Genomic DNA, 23,954 nt, shown 5'->3' on the forward strand with positions numbered 1-23,954 from the left:
GAAGATGATTCCTATATGGAATAGGGGTCATCTTTTTAAGTTCCATTGATATCGGTAGTAGTGATAGTAAATCATATCATGATTTATTTTTGCCTTTCGTTCTTTTCATGTTTTAATGGAAGATTTTTTTTTCATTAAGTGTAAAGGTTAGCTTCTTATTCCCCATGTCTTGAATTTCTATGGTTACCTGTAGGTTAAACACTCTTTTTTCAAGTGTCTTAACTACAGGTACCATATTACGTTAAGTCAGCCTTTTTTCCATTCTTTTAATTCTTGCAAGGAATAAGTTGTTCTGCGCCAAACAATCCCGCCCCGATAAATCATAAGTCCAATTGCCCGAATAATCGTATAAATGAACAAAAGGGAGGAGACTGGGAATAAAATGGTCGTCCAGCGTGAAAACGGTGTAAAAAGGTTAATAATTTGTACATAAATGAACAGCATCAAGACAATACTCATTACATTAAACCAAAACGTAGCCCCGCTCGTGAACAATAATGCTAGAAAAGGAAACGTCTGCGAAATAAATACGCCAAAAATTGCAACGAACACCATGTAATACCGAAAATGAAGCCCAGCAAACATATTTTTTTCTAATCCAATTATCGCTTCTTTTAGAGAAGGGTACCATTCCACACGAATGTCCCCGATTCCTGTCACAAAACGTTGTTTCAAGCCATTTTTTTTGATTTGGATACCGATTTGTAAATCATCATCTGGTCGAAAGCGAATCTGTTCGTGGGTTCCGATTGCCTCGTATGCTTCTTTTCGAAGTAAATTAAACGCGCCAACACCCATTGCAACAGAAGAACGGTCGTCATTTGCACGATGTGGACGTTTAAAGTAATGAAAGCCAAATAAAAAGAATCCAATGAAAGCTTGCAGCATAAAAGATTTTGCTTGTAATGTTGGGGAAATCGTTACATGGTCAACATTTTCTGTTTGCAACATGGCGACGCTTCGTTTCAACACATCGGTTCGCTCGAAGATAACGTCCGCGTCGGTAAACAAAATCAATTCCCCGGAAGCTTGTTTGTATCCTTTGTATAAGGCATGGTTTTTCCCTAACCAACCTTCTGGCAATTCCTCGATAGAAAGAACGGTAATTCGCTCATCTTTTGCAGCCAGTTGTTTCATGATAGAAAGTGTGCCATCAGAAGAGCGATCGTCTACCAAAACCCATTCTACGTTTGGATAATCTTGTTTTAGTTGAGACGAAATGCTTTCGCGAATCGCTTTTTCTTCATCTTTTGCTGCAACAATAATAGATAAAGATGGATACTTGGTACGTGTTGTTTCTGGTAATGTTGGAATGTGCCGAATGCTGAACGTAGTACCAACGGCAACGACAAGCCAAAAAAGAGCGGTAATTATACTAAGAAAAAGCAACACCGTATCAATCATCATCGCCTCCCTTTTTACTCATCGTACCGACTTTTGTCAAAAAATGCGAGTAAAAAGCAAGCTGTTGATTTTGAACAGCTTGCTTTCATTTGTTTATCTATGAGCGAGGGGTGTAATAGTCTATGAGAAAAAAACGCTTCATTCCGCCACCCATCTTATGTTTGTCGCCCCATCCGCTTTTATTCTTCTACTCCGTGTCCTTGTTTTTTAATCATTGGTAAGACTTCTGGGAAGTAGGAGAAGCGGTAGTATTGCATGATTGATTCACTCCAAGTTCTTGCTTCTTGTCCGTTTGTTCGTTCGCTAATATAGTTTTTAAAACGTTCGTCGTATTCATCAATGAGTGGACGAAGGTTCGCGTTGTATGTTTCTTCGTGGCATACTGCTTCTCGTTTGAAGCGTGGCTTTAACCCTGGATTCTGGTCAGGATAACCGATAGCTAAGCCGACAATAGGAACAACGTATGCTGGTAATTGTAATAATTCAATCACATCGATTGGATTTTGGCGAATACCACCGATTGGCACGACACCAAGTCCCATTGATTCACTTGCAGCCATAGCGTTTCCTAAGGCAATCCCAACATCTGTTGCTCCAACTAATAAGCTTTCAATAGAATCAGTAATTTTTAATGGTACATCTTGTTTTTCTGCTGCTAATTTTGCACGGTAAAAGTCACTACAAAAGACGAGGAATACAGGTGCTTCTTCAATCCATGTTTGATTTCCACTGTATGCCGCTAATGTTTTTTTGCGTTCCTTATCTTTCACGACAATAACGGATACTTGTTGTCCATTAATCGATGTTGGCGCTCGTTGAATGCTATCTAAAATCGCCACTAATTGTTCTTCTTGTAACGGTGTATCTTTATACTTTCGAATAGATTGGTGGTTTGTTAACGTTTGAATCGTTTCGTTCATAAAAATTACCTCCTTCTTTTATTGCTTTTTCATTCTAACAAAAAGAAAGTAACTGAATCAAATAATGTGACTTATTATCTTGTGAAAAATTTCAATAAGTGATATCATAATAATATAATAAAGATATGCAAGTGGAGGCGGTAACATGGTAGAGAAAAAAGCGTGGAAAATGAATGGCTTCATTGGAATCGGGCTTGTATTTGGATTACTGGCAGTAGCTTTTTTGGGAGTCATGAATGAACAAGTAGTCGTGACGATTATTAGTGTGTTGGTAGCGGTTGTTCTTTTAAGTGGGATTGTCATTGTACAGCCAAATGAATCCAAAGTCGTCCTCTTTTTTGGAAAATATTTAGGAACGATTCGGGAAGAGGGCTTCTTTTTAACAGTTCCCTTTAGTGTACGAAAACATGTCTCTTTACGGGTACGAAATTTTAATAGTGCGAAATTAAAAGTAAACGATATTGATGGAAATCCGATTGAAATTGCAGCAGTGATTGTTTTTAAAGTAGTGGATACAGCGAAAGCCATGTTTGATGTTGATGATTATGATGATTTTGTAGAAATTCAAAGTGAAACAGCCCTTCGTCACGTTGGAACGAAGTATCCGTACGATGTTTATGAGGAAAATGTCATTTCGTTACGTGGAAATTCTTCAGAAGTAGTAGAAGAGTTAATTCGGGAATTACAAGAACGATTACAAGTAGCGGGTGTAGAAGTGCTTGAAGCACGATTGACACACCTTGCGTATTCAGCAGAAATTGCTAGTGCGATGTTGCAACGTCAGCAGGCGCAAGCAATTGTTGCAGCACGAAAACAAATTGTCGACGGAGCTGTTGGCATGGTGCAATCTGCCATTGAACAATTGCAAAAAGACGGTGTCATTGACTTAGATGAAGAAAGAAAAGCGCAAATGGTTTCCAATTTGCTCGTAGCTGTTGTATCCGATCGAGGAGCACAACCGGTCATTAATGCGGGGAGCTTATATTAAAAAATGGCCCAAAAAAAGAGTTTCCCACTTCGAATCGACCCTGCGTTGTACGAAGTGATTAAAAAATGGGCCGATGATGAATTTCGAAGTGTGAATGCTCACATTGAATTTGTTTTACGTGATGCAGTGAAAAAAGCTGGAAGACTCGATCGGAAAAAAAACGAAGAATAATAAAACGCTTCTTGTCCTTTGGATGGGAAGCGTTTTTTAGGTATTCGTACAAAATACCGCCAAAAAGAAAAAAAATGCTTGTTTAACAGGCAAGTGCCCACGATTTTTTGCGCCTACAGACATATGGTATTGATGAAGAGAGCTAGTTGGCTCTCACATAAAATGAATGGAGGGATTGTGATGGGCTACTATTACGGAGGCGGTTTTGCGTTAATCGTTGTATTGTTCATTTTACTAATCATTATTGGATGTTCTTGCTACCGTTACTAATGAAAGTAAAAGTGCCACCACTAGGAGGGTTTCTCCTGTGGTGGTTTGTTTACTGTTTTAAAATTGTCATAACGAATCCAGCAATCGATAAAACAAGTAAAATTACAGCATAAAAATATAAAAGACTCATTTGCTTTTTCTTTCCATATGTAAAAAATACAAGTGAGAAAATAAAGGCGATAATCGATAATTCAAACATAAACATTCTCCTTTCTATACGCAAGATGGATAATGAGTGAAAATTTGTACAAAGAATGGGTAAAAAGAACTTATTGTCCCTATTTAATTAATGGTAAAATAGAAAAAGATGATGGATGACGAAGGAGAACGCCAATGAAACAAATAAATTTAACTTGGAGACGCAATCAATTAATGCTTATTTTTATGTGGGCAATGTATATTTTAGATGTGCTTTTACACATTCAGTTATATCCACGTTTAGAGCGTTTAGATGTTATTTGGCCACCAATTGCGCCTGTATTACTTGTTATTTTAACGTATTTAGTCATAAAACGAAAATACCCAACGATTATTCCATACGCATTAACAACGACATATTATATTTATTTATTTTATTTAAATGTAGTCTCTCCCCATTACATTCATTATTTGTTTTTATTTATCGGAATTATATTTAGTACATACATAAAAGATTTACGTGTAACCATTTATTCAGGTGTTTTATCGGTTACTGGTTTGTTGTTGTTTTTTGAAAATCGTTTTTATCCATCCATTAAACAAATGGTATTTGCAGATGTTTGGTACTTCGTGTTATTTGCTGTTTTTTTAATCTTGTATTTTGTGTTAGAAATCCGAGTGATGAACGCTTTGCTTCAAGAAGCCGACCGAAGTGAGAAACAAGTAAAGAAAGAATTATTTTCGACACAACAACATTATAAATCATTTTTTAATGATACTAAAGATGCGATTGTTGTCTATGATTTAGATGGAAAAGTCATGAATGTAAATCCTGCCTTTGAACAAATGTATGGGTGGGAAAAAAAGGAAATAATCAATCGGATGATGCCTATTTTAATAGAAACGGATTATGAGGTGGTAAAAGAACGTTGGCATGCTGCGGTGCAAGGAGAAAAAGTGGCAGGATTAGAAGTGAAGCACGTGCATCGGGACGGGAAAGTGTTAGATGTTGCGATTACGATTTCTCCGATTCATTCTATCAATCAACAAATTATCGTGTTATCGGCAATTTCGCGAGATATTACTGAGCAAAAAAAGACAGAAGAATTATTAATTCGTTCGGAAAAATTAGCGATGGTAGGAGAAATGGCGGCTGGTGTTGCGCATGAAGTGAAAAATCCATTAACCGTCATTTCTGGATTTGTGCAAATGATACAACAAGATAAAACGTATGAACAATATGCAAATTACATGTTAACAGAATTACACCGAATTAATTTAATTATGAGTGAATTTTTAGTTTTAGCAAAACCACAAGCAATTAAATTTCAATCTGTGCAACTAAAAACGTTATTTGATGAATTATTTGTGTTATATGATTCTCAATATATGTATTCGAACGTCAAAATGAATGTTATAATTGAAGACAATTTACCAAATGTTCGATGTGAACCAAACCAATTAAAGCAAGTATTAATTAATTTAATGAAAAATGCGATGGAAGCGATTCAAGAAAATGGGACGATTCAAATTCAAATTTCGGCTACTGGGAAGTGGATGGAGATTCAAGTGAAAGATGATGGGTGTGGAATACCAGCACACGTTTTAAAACAAGTGTATGATCCATTCTTTACTACGAAAGATGACGGAACAGGCCTTGGATTAATGGTAACACAGCGCATTATTGATAATCATCAAGGTCATTTAGAAATTATCAGTAAAGAAAAGGTAGGGACGACGGTAAAAATATTTTTACCAATTCTAACGGATGAGACGACAGTGTGACACTGTCGTCTTTTTTTGTAAGAAAAAAATCTTCCCTTTTCAAGGAGGCTAATTACCTATGCATAACAAACAATAAGAAGAATGGAGAAACGATGAATACCATCTATTACTTTTTTATTTTTTGGTACATAAACGGACTAATTTTAGTAGGCTTTAACGTATTACCACCGTGGTTATAATGGTCGAATGCTGTGTTTTTATATATTACCGGGGATACTATTATGAATTTATATGAAGAAAATTAGGAGTAAAGCTAGGGGATTTTTACAGCATTTTCGTTCTTTGTTTATCGATGTTTAGAGAATGGTTAGGGGTCGATATGGTATTTTATTCGAAAAGTATACATATGACGATGTGCTTGGATTGAAGTTATTTAATGTTCTGTTAACTATCAGATTTGCTGGTTGGTGGTGCTTGCAACGGGTCATGCAATTCTCTAAAACTATTGTCTATCTCCATTTCCCGATCCTTGTGGCGAATCATACAACGTACTCTCACTGGAACTCTTCTATTTTTCCATACAACGAATTAGGTGGACTTGTAGCAATACAAGGGGAAATTGTCGATGATGTGACATTGCTCGAGAAATAAAAAAGTGGGACATAAAGTAACGTTGCTTAATGTGACAAGGGGTATTACGTGTTATATGTACGATTCGAATCGAGAAATATGGGAAGGACTTGCAAAAAATGTGTACAGTGGGTTGAACCTCTCTATTTTGTTTGTTGTATCGTTCCCAATTTTTTATAGTGTTAGCTTTGTATTGCCGTTGTTTTTAGCGATGTACGGGATATTTACCGGAATCTTTTTCGCTATTCACAATTTGGTTGTAGCGGCTATTCGGTGACTTAGCGTCAAAACAATACGGTTTTTCCTTTTTGTATCAGCCATTACGTTACGAAATGCAGGATTAGAAGTAATTGTTTGTGAAAAAAATGCTCATTTTGGTGGACAAATGAGACCATATTAATTAGAAAAGTATGCGTTTGATTTTGGACCCAATATGATCACAATGCCAGAAGTATTTCAGCATGTGATTGCCCCAACAGGAGAAAATACTGATGATTATTTCCAATTTAAAAAATTATCGGTTCATACCTGAAATCAATTTGCAGACGGGTGTTCTTTCTCCTTTTCTTCGAACCATGAGACGATGAAAATAGATTCGGAGCGAGCGAATAGTATGATGCGTACGTAAAAGAAGTGAAACGAATCTATGATATTTCAAAACAGCATTTTTTATCACGTGTGTTTACGAGTATAATCGATTATGCATCGCCATCTTTAGGATTAGCGATGTTCATTTGAAACGATGTACCATTTTCATCAGCGATATTTTCAAGACCATCGCGTTATGAGACATACGTTGGTTCTTCTCTATATCAGATGCCAGCCACGTTTTCGATGATTGCCCACTTAGAACTAAATGATGGTGTGTATTATACGAAAGGTGGCAACGTATCGATTGTCAAAGAATTTGAACAATTAGCGTGAAAAATGGATGTAACGTTAATGGCAGAAGCCGGAGTGACGGAGTTCATCGTTCGAGAACGATGAGTAGAAGCAGGAAAATCGCATCTGGACAAGAAATTCAGTGTGACGCGGTTTTTGTGAATGGTGATGTGTTGGGTGCCTTTCCGAAAATGGTAAACGAACAACATCGTTCCATTTTTTCAGATGCTGTGAACACATATGGACCATTGATTTCTGCTTTTGTTAGTATGGTTGGGTTATCCAAACGGTTACCTTGCTGGCAGCATCATAATGTGTTTTTTTCTGATGATTACGTGCAAGAATTTATTGACTTATTTCAAACGAAAACATTTCGTAAGAAGCCAACAATCATGTGTACAACTCAGCAGTGACCGATGAAACAAAAGCATTCGTGGATGATTTATTCATTTTAGTGAATGCTCCGAGTATTACCTGTACACAAACCGAACAATATGAGAGGTATAAAGAACTTATTTATGCAAAAGTAGCAGATGACGGTTTTAATATTCGTCCGTTTATTGTAAAAGACAAAGTAGTGGGACCAGTTCAGATTGAACAAGATTACTATGCTTATGCAGGAGCCCTGTACGGTCCTTCTAGTAATACGCGGAAAACAAGTTTTTTTATCCAAGAAATAAAAGCAACGATTTAAAAATTGTTTATTTTGTCGGCGTTTCCACCAATCTGGGAGGTGGTTCGCCAATGGTGACAACAAGCGGATTACTCATTGCAAAGCACTTTCTGGAGAAAACTCTCTAAAAATGGAGTTTTTTTATTTTGTTGAAAATGCTCTTGCCTGTTTATTTGTATTAGTGTACTATTTGGTTAATACACTAATACAAGGGAGTGAGAAGTATGGCTGCTTGGTTTCAATCAGTTAAAAAAGATGCGTATTTATTACGAAAAGAGGCAATCATTATGGCAATCATTATTGTTAGTATGTTTGGTATTGGATTTGGCTTATTACAAACAATCTCAAAAGATATTTGGATGACGTTACAATTGTTTTTTACAACGGGAGTTTTATTTGTTGCATTGTCTTCCTTTCTAGTGAGTGCGATTCAATGGGAATGGAAATATGATGATGTTTGGTTGCAACAAGAACAATCTGCTTTTTTTCTTTTATCAAGTAAGTGGATGGCTAGTTTTCTCATTTGGCTGTTGTTATTTGTAAGTACCATTTTTTTATTTTCACCGTATCTAATGACTGATTTTCCGTTAGTTTCGTTTATCGTTGGAACCATTTTTTTAAGTGTAGTCGTATCGATTGTTGTACTGTTATGTACGCTCGTATATTACTACGGAAAAAGTCGGGCGAATGTTTGGGTGGAAGTGTTAACGCTTTTCTTGTTTTTCGGTAGTCTTGTGTTGATTGCAAAGTTATTGACGTTTCCTTTCTTTTGGGAAAGGGTGCTGCAAATTCCATATGGTGCGTCTTTTACGGTTGGTCCAGAGGATGAATCGTTTCAATTATTTTTGGCTGATGTTAGCGGTGACGCACTTTTACTAATTGGTCTTTTATTAATTATGTTTGTGAAAATAGCATGTTTTTTGTTAGATAAAAAAATAGAGGTGTCATGATGAAAGAGTTTGATACACAAAAGGCGATTTATTTGCAAATTTATGAATGGATTTGCAAACAAATGATTCAAGGAACGTATCGGCATGGTGAAAAACTGCCGTCTGTCAGGGAAATGGCACTCACTTGTGGAGTGAATCCAAATACGATTCAACGTGCGTATCGGGAATTAGAAGAGCATCATCTTGCGTTTACGAAACGCGGGCAAGGAACGTTTGTAACGGAAGAAGAAAGTGAGATTATCAAAATGAAAAACGAGATGATTACGACAGAACTGAACTTATTTATTGCTCAGATGAACGAGTTAGGTGTAACCGGAGAGGAACTAATTGAGCGGGTAAAACAAGCGATGAAAGAAGGTGGAAAGTAAGATGAAGGTGGAGAATGTATCAAAATGGTATAGCAAAAAGCGAGTACTAGAAAACTGTTCGTGGACCGTTCCGATGGGAGAAATCATTGGGCTTGTTGGCAAAAATGGAGTAGGAAAAACGACTTTGCTCCAACTAATGGCTGGTTTAAAGAAGCCAAATCAAGGGACGTTGTCGATTAATGGAAAAGCGATAGACAGAACGAGTGGTGCATCAGTTCGGTACGTTTCGAAAGAATCGTCTTTTTATCCATTTATGTCAGTAGAAAAATGGATCGACTATTATCGTTTGCAACATCCGAGCTTTAACGATGCAAAGTGGATGGAACTGAAGAAATGGATACCAATCGTTAAAGGACAAAGGATGGGGCAATGTTCGAAAGGGGAACAAAAGGTGATTAATCTTGCTTTAGCATTAGCGTGCGATGTTCCGTATTTATTATTAGATGAGCCCCTTTCTGGTTTAGACCAACATATTCGTCAAGCGTGGATCAATAGTATCATTGCGATATTCGAACCTGAGAAACAAACCATTATTATCGCTACCCATGACGTACTCGAGCTTGAACCATTGTTTGATTGTTTAGTATTGTTACGAGATGGAAAAATAGAAAAAAACGTTCGCGTAGAAAAGCTGCAAAATGACGGATATACGTGCGGTACATGGCTTCGTCAAGAACTCGCTCCATTAAAAAAAGAATTGTAGAAAAATAGGTCAAAAGATTGATTTCAAAAATATGGTTGCAAATGACTGTTATGAATGTTATGATGGTGGCGAAGTTAATATCGTGTACTACTAGGGGTGTCTATGAGTATAGACTGAGATTGAAACATGTTTGACGTTTCTAAACCCTTTGGACCTGATCTGGATCATACCAGCGTAGGAAAGTAGTGTAACAATAGACAATCGTCTATTTTACATTGGCGTCTATAAGCGGGTCTCATAAAATGAGGGTCGTTTTTTTTATGTATTCGCCTGGTATCCGCGGTCTCGGTAGTAGTCACATTAAATATAGGAGGCTACATAAACATGGAAAAAGAACAAATCATTCAACCGTTTCCAAGCAGTAAAAAAGTATATGTAAAAGGTTCGCGTGAAGACATTCAAGTTCCATTTCGTGAAATTGCACTTTCACCAACGGTCAATGACCAAGGTGAGACACCAAATGAGCCAATTCGTGTCTATGATACGAGCGGTGCGTATACCGATGAAAGTTGCGAGATTAATATTTATGAAGGGTTGACAAAATTACGTGCTTCTTGGATTGAAGAACGCGGGGATGTAGAACGTTATGAAGGTCGTAAAGTACTTCCGGTTGATAACGGATTTACGACAGAAGAACATTTAAAAAACACAGAAGAATTCAAATATTCAAACGAACATCCACTTCGTGCGAAAGCAGGAAAAAATGTAACCCAAATGCATTATGCAAAAAAAGGAATGATTACACCTGAAATAGAGTATATCGCCATTCGTGAAGGGATGGATCCTGAATTTGTTCGTTCAGAAGTTGCGGCAGGACGTGCGATTATTCCAGCAAATATTAACCACCCTGAAATAGAACCGATGATTATCGGGCGTAATTTCCATACGAAAATTAATGCAAACATTGGAAACTCAGCTGTAACGTCATCTATTTTTGAAGAAGTAGAAAAAATGACATGGGCAGTACGTTGGGGCTCTGATACGATTATGGATTTATCAACAGGTAAAAATATTCATACAACACGTGAATGGATTATTCGTAACTCTCCAGTTCCTGTAGGGACAGTACCGATTTATCAAGCATTAGAAAAAGTAAACGGGGTAGCAGAAGACCTTTCGTGGGAAGTGTACCGTGATACGTTAATTGAACAGGCAGAGCAGGGTGTGGACTACTTTACCATTCATGCTGGTGTGTTAATGCGTTATATTCCGATGACAACGGCACGTACAACAGGAATTGTATCACGCGGTGGTTCGATTATGGCTGCTTGGTGTTTAGCACATCACGAAGAAAATTTCTTATACACTCACTTTGAAGATATTTGTGACATTTTAAAACAGTACGATATTTCTGTTTCACTAGGTGACGGGTTACGTCCAGGTTCTATTGCGGATGCAAACGATGAAGCGCAATTTGCAGAATTACGTACATTAGGAGAATTAACAGAAATCGCATGGAAACATGACGTACAAGTGATGATTGAAGGTCCAGGTCACGTACCTATGCATAAAATTAAAGAAAATATCGACTTAGAACGTGAAATTTGTCACGATGCACCGTTCTATACATTAGGTCCATTAACAACAGACATCGCACCAGGCTATGACCATATTACATCTGCTATTGGAGCAGCAATGATTGCTTGGCACGGCACTGCTATGCTTTGTTACGTAACACCGAAAGAACATTTAGGATTACCAAATAAACATGATGTACGCGAAGGGGTTATTGCATATAAAATCGCAGCGCATGCAGCAGACCTTGCAAAAGGATTACCAAATGCACAAGTACGCGATGACGCATTATCAAAAGCACGTTTCGAATTCCGTTGGCGCGACCAATTCAATTTAGCACTAGATCCGGAACGTGCTATTGAATACCACGATGAAACATTACCAGCAGAAGGAGCAAAAACAGCTCATTTTTGTTCGATGTGTGGACCAAAATTCTGTAGCATGAAAATTACACAAGACATTCGCAAATACGCAGATGAAAATAAAATTACCTTAGACGAAGCAATTGAAGAAGGAATGAAAGAAAAGTCAGAAGAATTCGTTAAAAAAGGAGCAAACATCTACTCGTAATAATAAAAAATGGACAAAGGCGATAGCAATCAGCTATCGCCTTTGTTGTGAAAAAATAGTGTAAAATAGACGATAAGTGGGAAAAGACGAGGGAACGCAACACTACTTGTTAAGATAAGAGAACTAGACCAAGGGGGGGTTGAACATTCAAACGGCATTTATTCCAATGAGTGACAAGCATGAATTATTTACGGTTCATTGGTCGAGCGATACGCCAAATCCAAAAGGGATTATTATTCTTTTTCACGGAATGGCAGAACATATTTTGCGTTATTCACCATTTGCGACGTTTTTAACCAAGCAAGGATATGAAGTGTATGGTCATGACCAACGAGGACATGGGCAAACAGCAAAACGGAATGGAGTATATGGTTTTTTTGCAGAAGTAGGAGGGTTTGAACGTGTCGTGCAAGACGGATATGAACGGATGAAATCAATGAAGGAAATACATCCCGGTGTACCCGTCACCATTTTTGGACATAGTATGGGGTCGTTTATTGTAAGAAGATTAATGGAACTATATAGCAAAGAGATGGATGCTGTTATCCTCTCTGGAACAGGCGGAAATCCGAAGTGGCAAGGAGATGTTGGTCGGATTATTGCAAAAAAAGAAATAAAACGAAAAGGGAAACAAACGCCAAGTCCTTTGCTAAATCAACTTTCGTTTGGTTCGTTTAACAAAAAGTTTCGTCCGAATAGGACAGATTTTGATTGGTTATCGAGTGATGATAAACAAGTGGATGTATATATGGACGATGATATGTGCGGAGGAATTTGTACGACGCAATTTTACTATGATTTATTTACTGGGATCAAACAATTGTACAAAAAGAAAGAAATTCAAAAGATTCGTCCAGATTTACCGATTTTGTTCGTTAGTGGTGCAGAAGACCCGGTTGGTAATTTTGGAAAAGGGGTACAAGAAGCGGTAGATAGTTACGTACAAAATGGCATCAATCATGTAACTGTAAAGCTATATGAACGAGCGCGACATGAACTTTTACAAGAATCGAATAAAGAACAAGTATACGCAGATATCGTTGCCTGGCTAGAAAAAAATAACCGTTGCGAGTAAGCAACGGTTATTTTTGCAATTCTGTTTCTGAAATTTGAATGCCGTAGTAAGACAAATAAGATAAGACACCGACAAGTGCAATGTATAAGAAAAAGTATGTCCATTTTGTTTTTTTATCGGTCACGTAGTACGTGCGTAACGATTCTTGATGTTTTTCGTTTTCCGTTATTTCATGAGACAATTGACGACTTAACTCAATAAAATCTTCGTAGGCAATTTGGTCACTTTTTATATAATGCAACAATTGACGTAATCGTTCTATTTTATATCTTCGTATTTCTTGAGCTACTTTTTCATTGTCTTGGAAAAATGGCCAATAAAATCTCTTTTTTAGTTGAAATTGTTCTTCGAGCGCTTTGATGTCGCGATCAATTTCTACTCCTAAATAAATCCGCAATCCACTTTCCGTAAAATATGTCCGATTTTCATCATCAATAACTTGTTGAAATGCTTCTCGTTTTAAGGTGGAAATACGGTCAATCATTTCATGGTTCACGTCATTTTGAGCAGATAATAGCTGTACTTGGTAATCTTCACGCATCCGTCCCCAAAGAGAAAAGATACCAAAAAGTAAAATGAGTAAAGCAATGGGACTGCCAGTAAAAAAGACGTATCCGATGATTAATAAAATGCCGAAAAACCAAGCCTTTGTCGATAAGACGGCGATAATTCGTCCGCCATCTAGCGGCGAAACAGGCATTAAGTTAAATAAATTAATAAATGCGCCTAAATAGATAAACATTGCCCATAACGGATCGCCAGTTTGCATATAAAGTGGAATAAACGGCAAAAAGCTGAGTAAACCAAACAAAGGACCACCATAAGCGACGAACGCTTCTGTTTTAACATCTTCTGGCCGTTTATGGGCAATGACTGCTCCCATAAATGGTAAGAAAATAGCCGGTGATGTTTTTAATCCTTTTATTTTAGCAAATAGAAGGTGCCCCATTTCATGAATAAAAATTAAATATACAATTGCAATGGCAAATTTCCAACCAAAAAGAACGGCGTATGCCCATAGAGAAACAATCATCGAGATAAAGGTTGCGCCGAATTTTGAAAATTTAAGTAAGCCAATGACCCATTTTAATTTAGATAATAGAAGAATCCCAATGGCAGTGAGTATACCAATCCCACTTTTTTTCGCCGTTTTTGTTTCATTGGTCACATTCGTTCACCTCATTCTTTTCCTTTGCTATTTATTTCGTCAACAACAATAGCAATTGCTCCGTCTCCTGTAACATTACATGCAGTTCCAAAACTATCTTGTGCAATATAAAGTGCAATCATAAGAGAGATTAATGTGCCGTTAAAGTGAAGCATGGAATCAAGTAATCCAACGGCCGCCATCACAGCACCACCAGGAATTCCAGGTGCTGCAATCATCGTTATCCCAAGCATTAAAATAAAGGGGAATAGATGTAAAAAATTAATGCTCATATCGTGTAACATCATGACTGCTAGGGAACAACTGACAAGGGTAATCGTACTACCCGATAAATGAATTGTTGCACTTAGTGGAACAACAAAATTTGCGATGCTTTCTTTTACACCATTTTTCTTCGTTTGCGCTAATGTTACGGGAATCGTCGCTGCAGAAGATTGTGTACCTAAAGCCGTAAAATAAGCAGGAAGCATCGTTTTAATTAACTGGAATGGATTTTGTTTTGAAAAAGCACCAGCTACGGAATATTGTAAAAGTAAATATAAAATATGAAGTCCAATGACAATTAAAAATACTTTTGCAAAAACAGATAAAATAATCGCAACTTCTCCTGCATAGGTCATATTGGCGAAAATCCCTAAAATATGAACAGGGAGTAAAGGAATAATCACATTTTTAATTAGTTTTCCAATAATTTCTCCAAATTCTTCTGTCACTTTTAAAAGTTGAGAATTTTTAATTGTTGCCATTCCTAATCCTAACGTAAATGATAAGAGAAGGGCTGGCATAATTCCGATAATAGGATCCAACTCCATGTTAAAAAATGGTTTCGCTAGTGATTCTTCTGGATTTTTTCCGCTAATCGCTAAGCTTCCTACTTCTAAAAAACTCGGAAAAATAGAAGTTGCAGTTAAAAACGCAAGACTTCCAGCAAGGATAGTCGATACATAAGCAACAATTGTCGTCATTCCTAACAATTTTCCAGCCCTTTGGCCAAGTTGCCCGATACCAGGTGTTACAAATCCAAGAATAATGAGTGGAACGACGAATGATAAAAATTTTCCAAAAATCTCATTAAACGTAGCTAACGTTCGTAACACCTCTTTTGGGCTAAACGAACCGATGATAATTCCTAGTACAATCGCTATGATAATAGCGGGAAGTAAACCTAATTTAAACCGTTTCATACAAACCTCCGAATTTAAAAATCTTTTTTCATCTCTTTCCAAACAGCATCAGCCACTATTTCATAGCCATTGTCATTTGGATGAAATTGATCATCTTCACTTACGACAGCTTCTTTGCTGTTTGAAAAATCATCAAAAACAGAAACGTAACGAATGTTATCGTAATCTTTTGTCGCAGATTTTGCAACTTCATTGTATGACTCAATAATGGTTCCGATTTCTGGAACTTCGCTTAACGTTTTTTCGAAAGGATTATATAATCCGATATAATAAATAGGTGCTTTTTTATTTAATGAACGAAGCTTTTTAAAAATAAGGTGTAGCTGATGATCATATTCTCTCTTTGCTTTGTCAAAATCTTTCATTTTTAACGATAGTATATTTTTTCGAACCGTTTTCATCATATCGTTCCCACCGATTGTTAACACAATAAAATTAGCATTTTTAATCGATATTTGTACTTCTTTTTCTTCTAAACGATTCATTAATTGTTCCGTTCGATTGCCGACAATGGCATAGTTATCAACCGTCACTTTTTGAACACCTGGTTGTTCGTTCAACTTTTCTTCAAGAAGCTCAACATATCCACCATTTGTTCCTTTTAGTCCAACGGTTAACGAATCGCCAACAGCAACTAGATGAACGTTTCGTTTTTCAACTTTTTTCTCTTTTGGTTCTTTCGTAGTGGTACATCCTATTAAACTAGTAAAAAGTAAAAAAATAATGATACTAATAAGCGATATTTTTTTCACTCATTCATCTTCTTTCCTAAGGATGATTAAAAAAAGATTTTTTGCAAAAGAAAGGAACGGGACGTAGGAAAATCTTAGCTGTTCCTTTTGCAAAAATCATCTTATGTGACAGAGACATACGGATTATTCGTTTCATAAAAGCGATATAAATAATGCTTTGCTTCTTCCGCGTAGTCAATGTTGATTCGTTTCGCAGTCGTGAATGTTACTGGTTCTGTTTTCGATAACAAATAAAACGAGTGTTGATTGGGATTACACAGGTCAAATCCATTCCATTCGCGCGTAATTGAGAGAGCTTGGCACAGTTTTCCTGGTCCATTCGTTAATTGTTTTTGTTTGGCAGGTGGTAGAATGTGAAAGGGTGTTTGAAATCTTGCATTGGCCATTTCATCGACTCCTTCGATTGGTTGTACGGCACGGATTAACACTGCTTCTGGTTCGTTTTCTGTTTTGGTAACAATGTTCAATAAATCATACATGCCATAAATTAAATACACGTATGCATGACCTGCTTTTCCGTACATTACTTCGGTTCGAGGCGTTCTTCTGTTACCGTATGCATGGGATGCTTTATCTGTAATACCAGTGTATGCTTCCGTTTCAACGATTTTTCCGATTCGAATGGTATCTTTCACTTGCCGAACGATGTAGGTGCCGATTAAGTCTTTTGCGACGCTAACCGTGTCACGTTCAAAAAACGAGCGTTGTAGCCGTTGCACAGTATCACTCCTTCGTTATTGCACAAACAGTAGCTTGACGAATCTGAATCAACTCATCTGGAGTTACGATAACTTGATGTCCACGTGCCCCGGCTGAAATTGATATTTTTTCTTTCATCCGTACTTCTTCACTTATATAGAGCGGATAGTCTTTTTTGCATCCGATAGGAGACACACCACCGCGAATATAGCCAGTTAACGGAAGTACTTCTTTTAACGAAACAGACTCTACTTTTTTATTATGGCTTGCTTTCGCTAATTTTTTCATATCTACTTCTAAATGACCAGGAATGCATGCTAACAATACACCCGTTTTATCGCCACGACAAACAATCGTTTTATAGAGTATGTCAATCGGCATGCCGCTTAAATCGGCAATATGTTGAGCAGAAAGATCGCTTTCATCGACTTCGTATTCTAACGTTTCGTGCGGGATATGACGTTGTTCTAAAAAACGGATGACGTTCGTTTTCGCTCCCTTTTTCACGATGGTCACTCCTTCAAGTCTTCCCATTGGTTATAAGAAATAAGGGATTCTAAAGGTAAACGTTCCCGCCAATGAGAAGTTTCGAGAATTGGTTTTTCTGGGTAATCATTAGTATACCCAAGCGATAATAAAGCGACAGGCTCAACATGAGGCGGAATGTGTAAAATATCACGCACGTCATTTTTTTTATAAAAACTAACCCAGCCCATTGCAATTCCTTCTGCATATGAGGCAAGCCACATATTTTCAATCGCACAAGCAGTCGATAAAATATCGGTTTCTGGAATGGAATTTCGTCCTAGGACGTGGGATCCACCCCTTGTTGGGTCACATGTAATACAGATGGTAACCGGTGATTCTTGGATGCCTGCAATTTTTAACGCTAAAAAGTTTTCTTTTTTCTTATCTTCATAATGAATAGCTAATGCTTTTCTTTCTTTTTCACAGGCCCATGCTAATTTGTTTTTTACGTCGTCGTTGTCGATAATAATAAAATTCCACGGTTGCATGAATCCAACAGAAGGACCGTGGTGTCCAGCTTCGATAATACGTTGAAGTGCATCTTCTGGGATGGGTTCTTGTAAAAATGTTCGAATATCGCGGCGATTTAAAATCGCTGTATATACTCCTTGTTTTTCTTCTGGATTTAACATGTTTTTTTCCTCCTTATTTGATCATTGTCAGTAAATCAAAGACGTTATCTAAAATGAAGTCTGCACGGTTTTCAAAATCAGGACGAGCTTTTTTACCAGAAAGCCCAGTTAACACAGCAGCAAATTGACACCCAACCGTTTTTGCTGCCATGTAATCAGCTAACGAATCACCGATTACAAGTACTTGTTCTTTGTTTTCAATCGGAAGCGGGTACGTAATAGCAGTCATCACTGGGGTTTCTTTCCCGAGCATTCCCTGCACGTAAGCGTAAGGTTGTGGTTTTGCTAACGGTGCATATTCAGGATATTGCCGTTCTGCATGTAATACATCCGTTGCCGTCAAAATACGGTTTTCATCAAAAAATGATAATACTCCAAGCGTTTTTAATGGTTCTAACGTCTCGATTTTCGGACGTCCTGTTCCGATACCTAAATGATATCCTTTTTCTTTTAACGTGGAAAAAAGTTCTATCATTTGTTCTTTAGAAATGATTGGAATTTCGTCTTGCAGAAACCCTTTTTTTCCTGACTCTTTCGGTTTTCCAAGGACAGACGGTTCTACATATCGATCGCCTAAGTACCATTCCTGGAACGTTTCTTGGCAAACATCCCATAGCGTACTTTGTCGTTTGAAAATAGTAGTAGAAACCGAAAGACGTTTTTGGCAAATAGTATTTAAATAAAGAAAGAGAGCTTGTTTCTCTTCGGTACTTTCTTTAAAATCATCTATAAATTGCGCATAATTTGGTTGAAAAGAGACAGATAAATCGTTGCTTTTTTCTTGTGCTTCTTTGAGAGACTCATATGTAATTTCTTTTTGTACAAGTTGTTCCACAAAGGCTGGGTCTTTTTGATGGATTTTTTCTAACAATAAAATGAGTTGATAGGAAAAAGCTAAGTAAACCATATCCCAGTTAGAATTGATTCCACGAGACTTCATGAATGATAAAACCGTATCATCATGAAAGACTTCTTTTCGAATGCGGCGAATCTGTGGTTCTTCTAAATTGACAGAAAAAAAAGCAGTTTGTTGACCTAGGTAGAGATTGCTATGGATTAGTTCCCAAACGGTTAATGCAGTTGCATCAAAATAGCGTTCTTCACTTAACAGAACACCATCAATGTCAAAAAGTAATGTTTGCCATGTCATATATATGAAACCTCCATCAATGGTTTTAGAAAAGGATAAAATGCACCTTTCATTTTATCATAATACATGATTAAAAAATTGTCTTTTCAAGAAGAGATACATTTGTCTCAAGTTAGGAATAAAATGGGTAGAAATACACATTGAAAAATGGTACGATAGTATTGGAATAAAAAGGGGGAAATAGTTGTGCTAGAATCAGTAGATTTAAGGAAAAAGCTAACAGATAAAGACGAATACAATGATATGTTGAAAGAATACCAACTGCGTTTTTTACGGATGCAACGTGAATTACAACAATCTAGTCGTTCTTTAGTAATTGTTGTAGAAGGCTGGGACGCTGGCGGAAAAGGTGGAGCAATTCGCCGTTTTACGCAACGGTTAGACCCACGTGGATTTAATGTATATGCAACCGCTGCACCAGAAGGGCATGAAAAAAATGAACACTATTTAAAACGATTTTGGAAACGGATTCCAGAACACGGAAAAATTGCGGTATTCGATCGTTCTTGGTATGGACGAGTACTAGTAGAAAGAGTAGAAGGATTTGCAACGAAAAAAGAGTGGAAACGAGCATATGAAGAAATCAATCAATTCGAAAAAGTACTTGCAGATGACGGAACAATTATCATTAAGTTTTGGTTACATATTTCCAAAGACGAGCAATTACGTCGATTTGAGGAAAGACAAAACAATCCATTTAAACGCTGGAAAATTACCGATGAGGATTGGCGAAATCGTGAAAAATGGGATGACTATGTGGAAGCAGTAGAAGAGATGTTTAAAAAAACAAGTACCGATTACGCTCCGTGGCATATTATTAGCGGTGAACATAAATGGAATGGTCGAATTGAAGTCATTAAAAGAATAGTTGAAACATTAGAGAAAGAAATGAGATAATGAAAACAGTATCCTCAAGTAGGAAGGGGATACTGTTTTTTAGGATGATAGATAGGATGTGTGGGTTTGATGGAGAGACCATTTTATAATGTATTAGAAGAAATTATTCCGACATTAGTAAATGTGATGCTCTACAGTGTTGATTTTCAAATATATTGTAGTTGCGAAGATTGTCGAATGAGAATTGTCGTCCAAACATTAAATGCACTACCACCACGATACGTGCTGAACGAAGGTCAACGTACTATTTTTATTGATTTATATAATAAATCGTATATGAGAGAAAAATTAAATCAAGAAATTATTCGTTCTATCCATAGAGTGGGAAAGAGAAAAGAAGAGTGTATGAATTGTTGTTCATGAAGTTGTTTCGTATATGAAACAACTTTTTTATTTGTACCAACTTACTTCTTCGGAAAATACTTTACAAAAAAAAGGTTATTATTTATGCTTGTTTAGCAGGTTTTTTAATTATTTTTGTAGAATAATTAGAGATATTTACAAGAAAAAAGATGTTGATTTTTTGGTAGAAAGAAGTGAGAAAAATGAAGAAACTAGGAAAAACGGTTGCGCAACTTATCGTCATATGTTTCTTTTATCAACTAGGGGTTTGGATTCAACAAGCATTTCATTTGTTTATTCCAGGTAGCATTATTGGGATGTTTTTGCTGTTTCTTTTACTTATGACAAATATTCTTCGTTTAGAATGGATAGAAGACGGAAGTCATGTATTACTACGGCATTTACCGCTGTTATTTTTGCCAGCTACGATTGGAATTATTAATTATAAATCATTAGCCTCTTTTTACGGTTTGCAACTTATTTTTATTGTTATTGTAAGCAGTATAATGGTGTTTGTTATTTCTGGGAAGACAGCACAATATTTTGCGAAAAAACAACAGAAAAGAGGAGAACAACATGTTTGATGCGATACTTATAATTATATTAACCATTTCTGTTTTTTTTATGATGGAAAAACTGTATATTCGTTTACCAAATCCTATTTTATTACCTGCATTAACGAGTACTATTTTACTTGCTAGTGTTCTCGTTATGTTTCATATTCCATATGAAACATATATGCTTGGAGGAGAATGGATTAATAAACTATTAGGTCCAGCGGTTGTTGCTTTAGCGATTCCATTATATAAACAGCGTCTAACATTAAAAAAGTACTTATTACCAATTTTGGCAGGGGTGTCACTTGGTGCTTTTGTTGGGATTCTTTCTGGAACAGGATTTGCAAAATGGATCGGAATGGATAAGGAAATGATTTATACGATTCTTCCTAAGTCGGTTACCACGCCTGTTGCAATTGAAATTGCTAGTTCTCTTGGTGGGATTCCGACACTTGCTGCAGTATTTGTCATTTTTGCTGGATTAGTGGGGGCAATAGGTGGTCCATATTTAATTCGGTTGTTTCGTATTGATGGTCCATTAGCAAAAGGGATAGGATTTGGAACGGCATCTCATGCATTTGGGACGGTTAAGGCGCTTGAACAAGGTGAATTAGAAGGAGCGATTAGTTCGGTAGCAATGACGCTTTGTGCATTAATTACTTCTGTTATAAGTTCAATAGTAATGACAGCATTAGGGTGGTAAGCTCATCTTCTTAAGAAGATGAGCTTTTTGGGCATTCCTCATATTCACAAAAGGAACAATCAGGATTATTATTAACAACCTGTACTGCATTTGTAAGGGCACAAATAATATCTGTTTTATATTGATCAGTCATCATTTGTGCTTTCACAAATGCATGACCTCTGACATTAGAAACATACTTTGGTTCAAGACGATTGAGCGCAAAAGCAAGTACATCGTTTTTACATTTTTCACATGGGAACTTTAGCCCAAGTTCGGAGATGTTTTCGTGCAAATAGTTCTTCGCTAAAATTTCCATGACATTCTTGACGTTGTTTGACATATCTGTTCTACAACTAAAAAAGATAGGTCACCTATAAAATGGGGACTTTCGTCCGCATGGAACGAATCATCTTTTTGTTAGAAGTAGATTCACCTCTCTTTCGTAAGCATATCCATTATTTTTACATAATAGTTAATTGGTTATTTCTTTCTATTATGAATCTTCCTTTTTTATATATTTCCTAAACATAATTTGTAAGTAAGGTATAAGTTTTCCGTTTTTTTATTTTTCAGAATAATAGTATTATTTCTTCTTGTTATTTATATTCTTGACAAAAGAATAGAAAACGAATAATCTTTTTATTAGTCTATTATATAACAGTATTGTTATTTTACAAAAATATAGTACATGAACGAATGAAGGGAGTAAAAAAATGTTACAACAAGAAGCGACTACGATGTGGAATAAACTTTGGAAAATGCATCGCGAAACAAAAGCGTTATTAACGTTTTTTGCAAAGCCAAAAGATGTACAAAAAAAGGTACTAGAACGTCAAGATGGAAAGAATGAAAAAGGACCAAATGGGCCATTGCCCAGCTATCAAAATCGTCAATGGATTGGTCTTATTTTAGGCCCGCTTTTATTTATTCTCACTTTATTTTTCTTCCATCCAGAAGGCATGACAAATGAAGCGCGTGGGGTATTAGCTTCTACGTTATGGATTGCTACATGGTGGATTACAGAAGCAATTCCAATTCCAGTAACTTCTTTATTGCCGATTGTTTTGTTACCGCTTACTGGCGCATTAGAAATTGGTAGTGTTACCTCTGCATACGGGGATGGAACGATTTTCTTATTTTTAGGTGGATTTATTTTAGCCATTGCAATGGAAAAATGGGGGCTTCATAAACGAATAGCTTTATCGATTATTTTATTAATTGGGACAAGCACAAAACGAATTATTTTAGGATTTATGGTGGCAACAGGATTTTTATCTATGTGGATTTCTAATACGGCAACAGCAATGATGATGATGCCAATCGGTCTTGCGATTATTTATCAAGTACGTCAAGCGATGAAATCATCAGAGAAAGAAGAAGATCAAGGTTTCGGAAAAGCAATCATGCTAGGTATTGCTTACTCTGCTTCAATCGGTGGCTTAGGTACATTAATTGGTACACCACCAAACTCTATCTTTGCTGCAACCGTGAATAAATTATACGGCATTCAAATTTCATTTGCCGAATGGATGTTATTTGGTGTTCCAATTGCTGCTTTTCTTCTTATTTTAGCATGGGTATATTTGGTGCAAATTGCTTATCCATTAAAAATGAAATCATTACCTGGTGGGCGCAAAGTAGTACAACAAGAATTACGTCAGTTAGGAAATATGTCTTTTGAAGAAAAACTAGTACTAATTGTTTTCTCTTTAACAGCAATCAGTTGGATTACACGAACATTTGTGATTCAAAAATTTATTCCAACAATCGATGATACAATCATTGCCATTATAGCTGGTATTATTTTATTCTTGTTACCAACGAAACATCAAACGAAAGTTCGTATTTTAGATTGGAACGATGCAAAAAATTTACCTTGGGGTATTTTATTATTGTTCGGTGGCGGTCTTGCGATTGCTGCTGGATTTAAAGAAACAGGATTAGCATTATGGATTGGGGAACAATTAACGGTATTAAATGGTTTACACTTATTAGTTGTATTATTTATCGTAGCAACAATTGTTTTATTCTTAACAGAGATAACATCTAATACAGCAACTGCTACAATGTTATTTCCAGTAATGGCATCACTAGCTTTAGCATTAGACGTACATCCATATGCGTTAATGATTGCAGCAGGTATTGCATCTTCTTGTGCTTTTATGTTACCAGTTGCAACACCACCAAATGCCGTTGTATTTGGTTCTGGTTACTTGAAAATCGGGGATATGGTGAAAGCAGGTTTTTGGATTAATCTGATTTGTATTCTTCTTATTCCATTAATGATTTATTACTTCTTACCAGTTGTTTGGGATATTGACTTATTCCAATTCCCGAAAAATTTCAAATAATTAAAAAGCCATCGCGTTGTAAAAGCG

At 36.5% G+C, this 23,954-nt stretch carries 29 protein-coding genes and 1 riboswitch; of the genes, 18 read left to right on the plus strand and 11 right to left on the minus strand.

The window, feature by feature from the left end; all coding sequences use genetic code 11:
• Nucleotides 1-246: 246 nt before the first annotated feature.
• Together BN1372_RS04595 and BN1372_RS04600 are read right to left on the minus strand one after the other, a co-directional pair.
• Complete coding sequence (locus tag BN1372_RS04595; RefSeq protein ID WP_062197682.1) at nt 247-1,404, minus strand: glycosyltransferase family 2 protein; 1,158 nt, start codon at nt 1,402-1,404, stop codon at nt 247-249.
• Between the two features lie 179 nt (nt 1,405-1,583).
• Nucleotides 1,584-2,324: an NADPH-dependent oxidoreductase gene (locus BN1372_RS04600; protein WP_062197683.1), complete on the minus strand. Its 741-nt coding sequence runs from the start codon at nt 2,322-2,324 to the stop codon at nt 1,584-1,586.
• A gap of 145 nt (nt 2,325-2,469) precedes the next feature.
• Between BN1372_RS04600 and BN1372_RS04605 the strand changes: the two genes are divergently transcribed.
• The 3 genes from BN1372_RS04605 (at nt 2,470) to BN1372_RS14530 (ending at nt 3,753) form a co-directional block, all read left to right on the plus strand.
• Entirely contained in the window at nt 2,470-3,312 is an 843-nt protein-coding gene (locus tag BN1372_RS04605; RefSeq protein ID WP_062197684.1) for an SPFH domain-containing protein, read from the plus strand.
• A gap of 3 nt (nt 3,313-3,315) precedes the next feature.
• Entirely contained in the window at nt 3,316-3,483 is a 168-nt protein-coding gene (locus tag BN1372_RS14525) for a type II toxin-antitoxin system antitoxin (protein ID WP_074018132.1), read from the plus strand.
• Nucleotides 3,484-3,663: 180 nt separating this feature from the next.
• The gene (locus BN1372_RS14530) at nt 3,664-3,753 is read left to right on the plus strand and encodes a YjcZ family sporulation protein (protein ID WP_147515337.1); all 90 of its coding nucleotides are present in this window, start codon (nt 3,664-3,666) and stop codon (nt 3,751-3,753) included.
• Nucleotides 3,754-3,802: 49 nt separating this feature from the next.
• Here the strand turns inward: BN1372_RS14530 and BN1372_RS15140 are convergent, their stop codons facing one another.
• On the minus strand, nt 3,803-3,952 hold the full coding sequence (locus BN1372_RS15140; protein WP_154662972.1) for a hypothetical protein: 150 nt from the start codon (nt 3,950-3,952) through the stop codon (nt 3,803-3,805).
• 134 nt (nt 3,953-4,086) lie between these two features.
• On the opposite strand from BN1372_RS15140, the gene BN1372_RS04610 reads away from it, so the two are divergent.
• The 10 genes from BN1372_RS04610 to BN1372_RS04655 all read left to right on the plus strand — a co-directional run bounded on the left by BN1372_RS04610 (nt 4,087) and on the right by BN1372_RS04655 (nt 12,982).
• Nucleotides 4,087-5,676, plus strand: a complete 1,590-nt coding sequence (locus BN1372_RS04610) for a PAS domain S-box protein (RefSeq protein WP_062197685.1) — start codon at nt 4,087-4,089, stop codon at nt 5,674-5,676.
• Between the two features lie 303 nt (nt 5,677-5,979).
• Nucleotides 5,980-6,267, plus strand: a complete 288-nt coding sequence (locus BN1372_RS04615; protein ID WP_062197686.1) for a hypothetical protein — start codon at nt 5,980-5,982, stop codon at nt 6,265-6,267.
• 4 nt (nt 6,268-6,271) lie between these two features.
• On the plus strand, nt 6,272-6,523 hold the full coding sequence (locus tag BN1372_RS04620; RefSeq protein ID WP_147515338.1) for a hypothetical protein: 252 nt from the start codon (nt 6,272-6,274) through the stop codon (nt 6,521-6,523).
• Nucleotides 6,524-7,319: 796 nt separating this feature from the next.
• Nucleotides 7,320-7,541, plus strand: coding sequence for a hypothetical protein (locus BN1372_RS14920; protein WP_147515339.1), 222 nt, complete (start codon nt 7,320-7,322; stop codon nt 7,539-7,541).
• A complete protein-coding gene (locus BN1372_RS14925; RefSeq protein ID WP_147515340.1) occupies nt 7,523-7,822 on the plus strand; it encodes a hypothetical protein in 300 nt (99 codons plus the stop codon). Before BN1372_RS14920 ends, BN1372_RS14925 begins: the two co-directional genes overlap by 19 nt.
• A 203-nt stretch (nt 7,823-8,025) precedes the next feature.
• Complete coding sequence (locus BN1372_RS04635; protein WP_062197690.1) at nt 8,026-8,751, plus strand: hypothetical protein; 726 nt, start codon at nt 8,026-8,028, stop codon at nt 8,749-8,751.
• A complete protein-coding gene (locus BN1372_RS04640) occupies nt 8,751-9,119 on the plus strand; it encodes a GntR family transcriptional regulator (protein WP_187118391.1) in 369 nt (122 codons plus the stop codon). Before BN1372_RS04635 ends, BN1372_RS04640 begins: the two co-directional genes overlap by 1 nt.
• Nucleotide 9,120: 1 nt before the next feature.
• Nucleotides 9,121-9,822 (plus strand): ATP-binding cassette domain-containing protein, encoded by a 702-nt coding sequence (locus tag BN1372_RS04645; RefSeq protein WP_062197692.1) that lies wholly within the window; start codon nt 9,121-9,123, stop codon nt 9,820-9,822.
• A gap of 82 nt (nt 9,823-9,904) precedes the next feature.
• A riboswitch (TPP riboswitch) is annotated at nt 9,905-10,020 on the plus strand.
• Nucleotides 10,021-10,146: 126 nt separating this feature from the next.
• A complete protein-coding gene (thiC, locus tag BN1372_RS04650) occupies nt 10,147-11,907 on the plus strand; it encodes a phosphomethylpyrimidine synthase ThiC (RefSeq protein WP_062197693.1) in 1,761 nt (586 codons plus the stop codon).
• 139 nt (nt 11,908-12,046) lie between these two features.
• Complete coding sequence (locus BN1372_RS04655; protein WP_074018133.1) at nt 12,047-12,982, plus strand: alpha/beta hydrolase; 936 nt, start codon at nt 12,047-12,049, stop codon at nt 12,980-12,982.
• 7 nt (nt 12,983-12,989) lie between these two features.
• On the opposite strand, the gene BN1372_RS04660 is transcribed toward BN1372_RS04655, so the two are convergent.
• The 7 genes from BN1372_RS04660 to BN1372_RS04690 form a co-directional block, all read right to left on the minus strand.
• Nucleotides 12,990-14,150 (minus strand): site-2 protease family protein, encoded by a 1,161-nt coding sequence (locus BN1372_RS04660; RefSeq protein ID WP_062197694.1) that lies wholly within the window; start codon nt 14,148-14,150, stop codon nt 12,990-12,992.
• Between the two features lie 11 nt (nt 14,151-14,161).
• A complete protein-coding gene (locus BN1372_RS04665) occupies nt 14,162-15,334 on the minus strand; it encodes a dicarboxylate/amino acid:cation symporter (RefSeq protein WP_062197695.1) in 1,173 nt (390 codons plus the stop codon).
• Between the two features lie 14 nt (nt 15,335-15,348).
• Nucleotides 15,349-16,086, minus strand: coding sequence for a DUF459 domain-containing protein (locus BN1372_RS04670; RefSeq protein WP_062197696.1), 738 nt, complete (start codon nt 16,084-16,086; stop codon nt 15,349-15,351).
• Between the two features lie 101 nt (nt 16,087-16,187).
• Nucleotides 16,188-16,805: a DNA-3-methyladenine glycosylase gene (locus BN1372_RS04675; protein ID WP_062197697.1), complete on the minus strand. Its 618-nt coding sequence runs from the start codon at nt 16,803-16,805 to the stop codon at nt 16,188-16,190.
• A gap of 4 nt (nt 16,806-16,809) precedes the next feature.
• Nucleotides 16,810-17,292, minus strand: a complete 483-nt coding sequence (ybaK, locus tag BN1372_RS04680) for a Cys-tRNA(Pro) deacylase (RefSeq protein WP_230198801.1) — start codon at nt 17,290-17,292, stop codon at nt 16,810-16,812.
• 5 nt (nt 17,293-17,297) lie between these two features.
• Nucleotides 17,298-17,945: a 5,6-dimethylbenzimidazole synthase gene (gene bluB / locus BN1372_RS04685; protein ID WP_062197699.1), complete on the minus strand. Its 648-nt coding sequence runs from the start codon at nt 17,943-17,945 to the stop codon at nt 17,298-17,300.
• 13 nt (nt 17,946-17,958) lie between these two features.
• The gene (locus BN1372_RS04690; RefSeq protein ID WP_062197700.1) at nt 17,959-19,095 is read right to left on the minus strand and encodes an HAD family hydrolase; all 1,137 of its coding nucleotides are present in this window, start codon (nt 19,093-19,095) and stop codon (nt 17,959-17,961) included.
• Nucleotides 19,096-19,281: 186 nt separating this feature from the next.
• On the opposite strand from BN1372_RS04690, the gene BN1372_RS04695 reads away from it, so the two are divergent.
• From BN1372_RS04695 to BN1372_RS04710, 4 genes are all read left to right on the plus strand, one after another.
• Nucleotides 19,282-19,992 carry a polyphosphate kinase 2 family protein gene (locus BN1372_RS04695; RefSeq protein WP_267902241.1) on the plus strand — a complete coding sequence of 237 codons (711 nt, stop codon included), beginning with the start codon at nt 19,282-19,284 and terminating at the stop codon, nt 19,990-19,992.
• A gap of 69 nt (nt 19,993-20,061) precedes the next feature.
• Nucleotides 20,062-20,355 (plus strand): late competence development ComFB family protein, encoded by a 294-nt coding sequence (locus tag BN1372_RS04700; RefSeq protein ID WP_062197702.1) that lies wholly within the window; start codon nt 20,062-20,064, stop codon nt 20,353-20,355.
• A gap of 182 nt (nt 20,356-20,537) precedes the next feature.
• Nucleotides 20,538-20,918 carry a CidA/LrgA family holin-like protein gene (locus tag BN1372_RS04705; RefSeq protein ID WP_062197703.1) on the plus strand — a complete coding sequence of 127 codons (381 nt, stop codon included), beginning with the start codon at nt 20,538-20,540 and terminating at the stop codon, nt 20,916-20,918.
• Nucleotides 20,911-21,594, plus strand: coding sequence for an LrgB family protein (locus BN1372_RS04710; RefSeq protein WP_062197704.1), 684 nt, complete (start codon nt 20,911-20,913; stop codon nt 21,592-21,594). Before BN1372_RS04705 ends, BN1372_RS04710 begins: the two co-directional genes overlap by 8 nt.
• A gap of 10 nt (nt 21,595-21,604) precedes the next feature.
• Here the strand turns inward: BN1372_RS04710 and BN1372_RS04715 are convergent, their stop codons facing one another.
• On the minus strand, nt 21,605-21,892 hold the full coding sequence (locus BN1372_RS04715; protein ID WP_187118392.1) for a late competence development ComFB family protein: 288 nt from the start codon (nt 21,890-21,892) through the stop codon (nt 21,605-21,607).
• 397 nt (nt 21,893-22,289) lie between these two features.
• On the opposite strand from BN1372_RS04715, the gene BN1372_RS04720 reads away from it, so the two are divergent.
• On the plus strand, nt 22,290-23,927 hold the full coding sequence (locus BN1372_RS04720; RefSeq protein WP_062197706.1) for an SLC13 family permease: 1,638 nt from the start codon (nt 22,290-22,292) through the stop codon (nt 23,925-23,927).
• The last annotated feature ends 27 nt before the right edge of the window (nt 23,928-23,954 follow it).

The organism is Massilibacterium senegalense, assembly GCF_001375675.1.
Taxonomy (GTDB): Bacteria; Bacillota; Bacilli; order Bacillales; family Massilibacteriaceae; genus Massilibacterium; species Massilibacterium senegalense.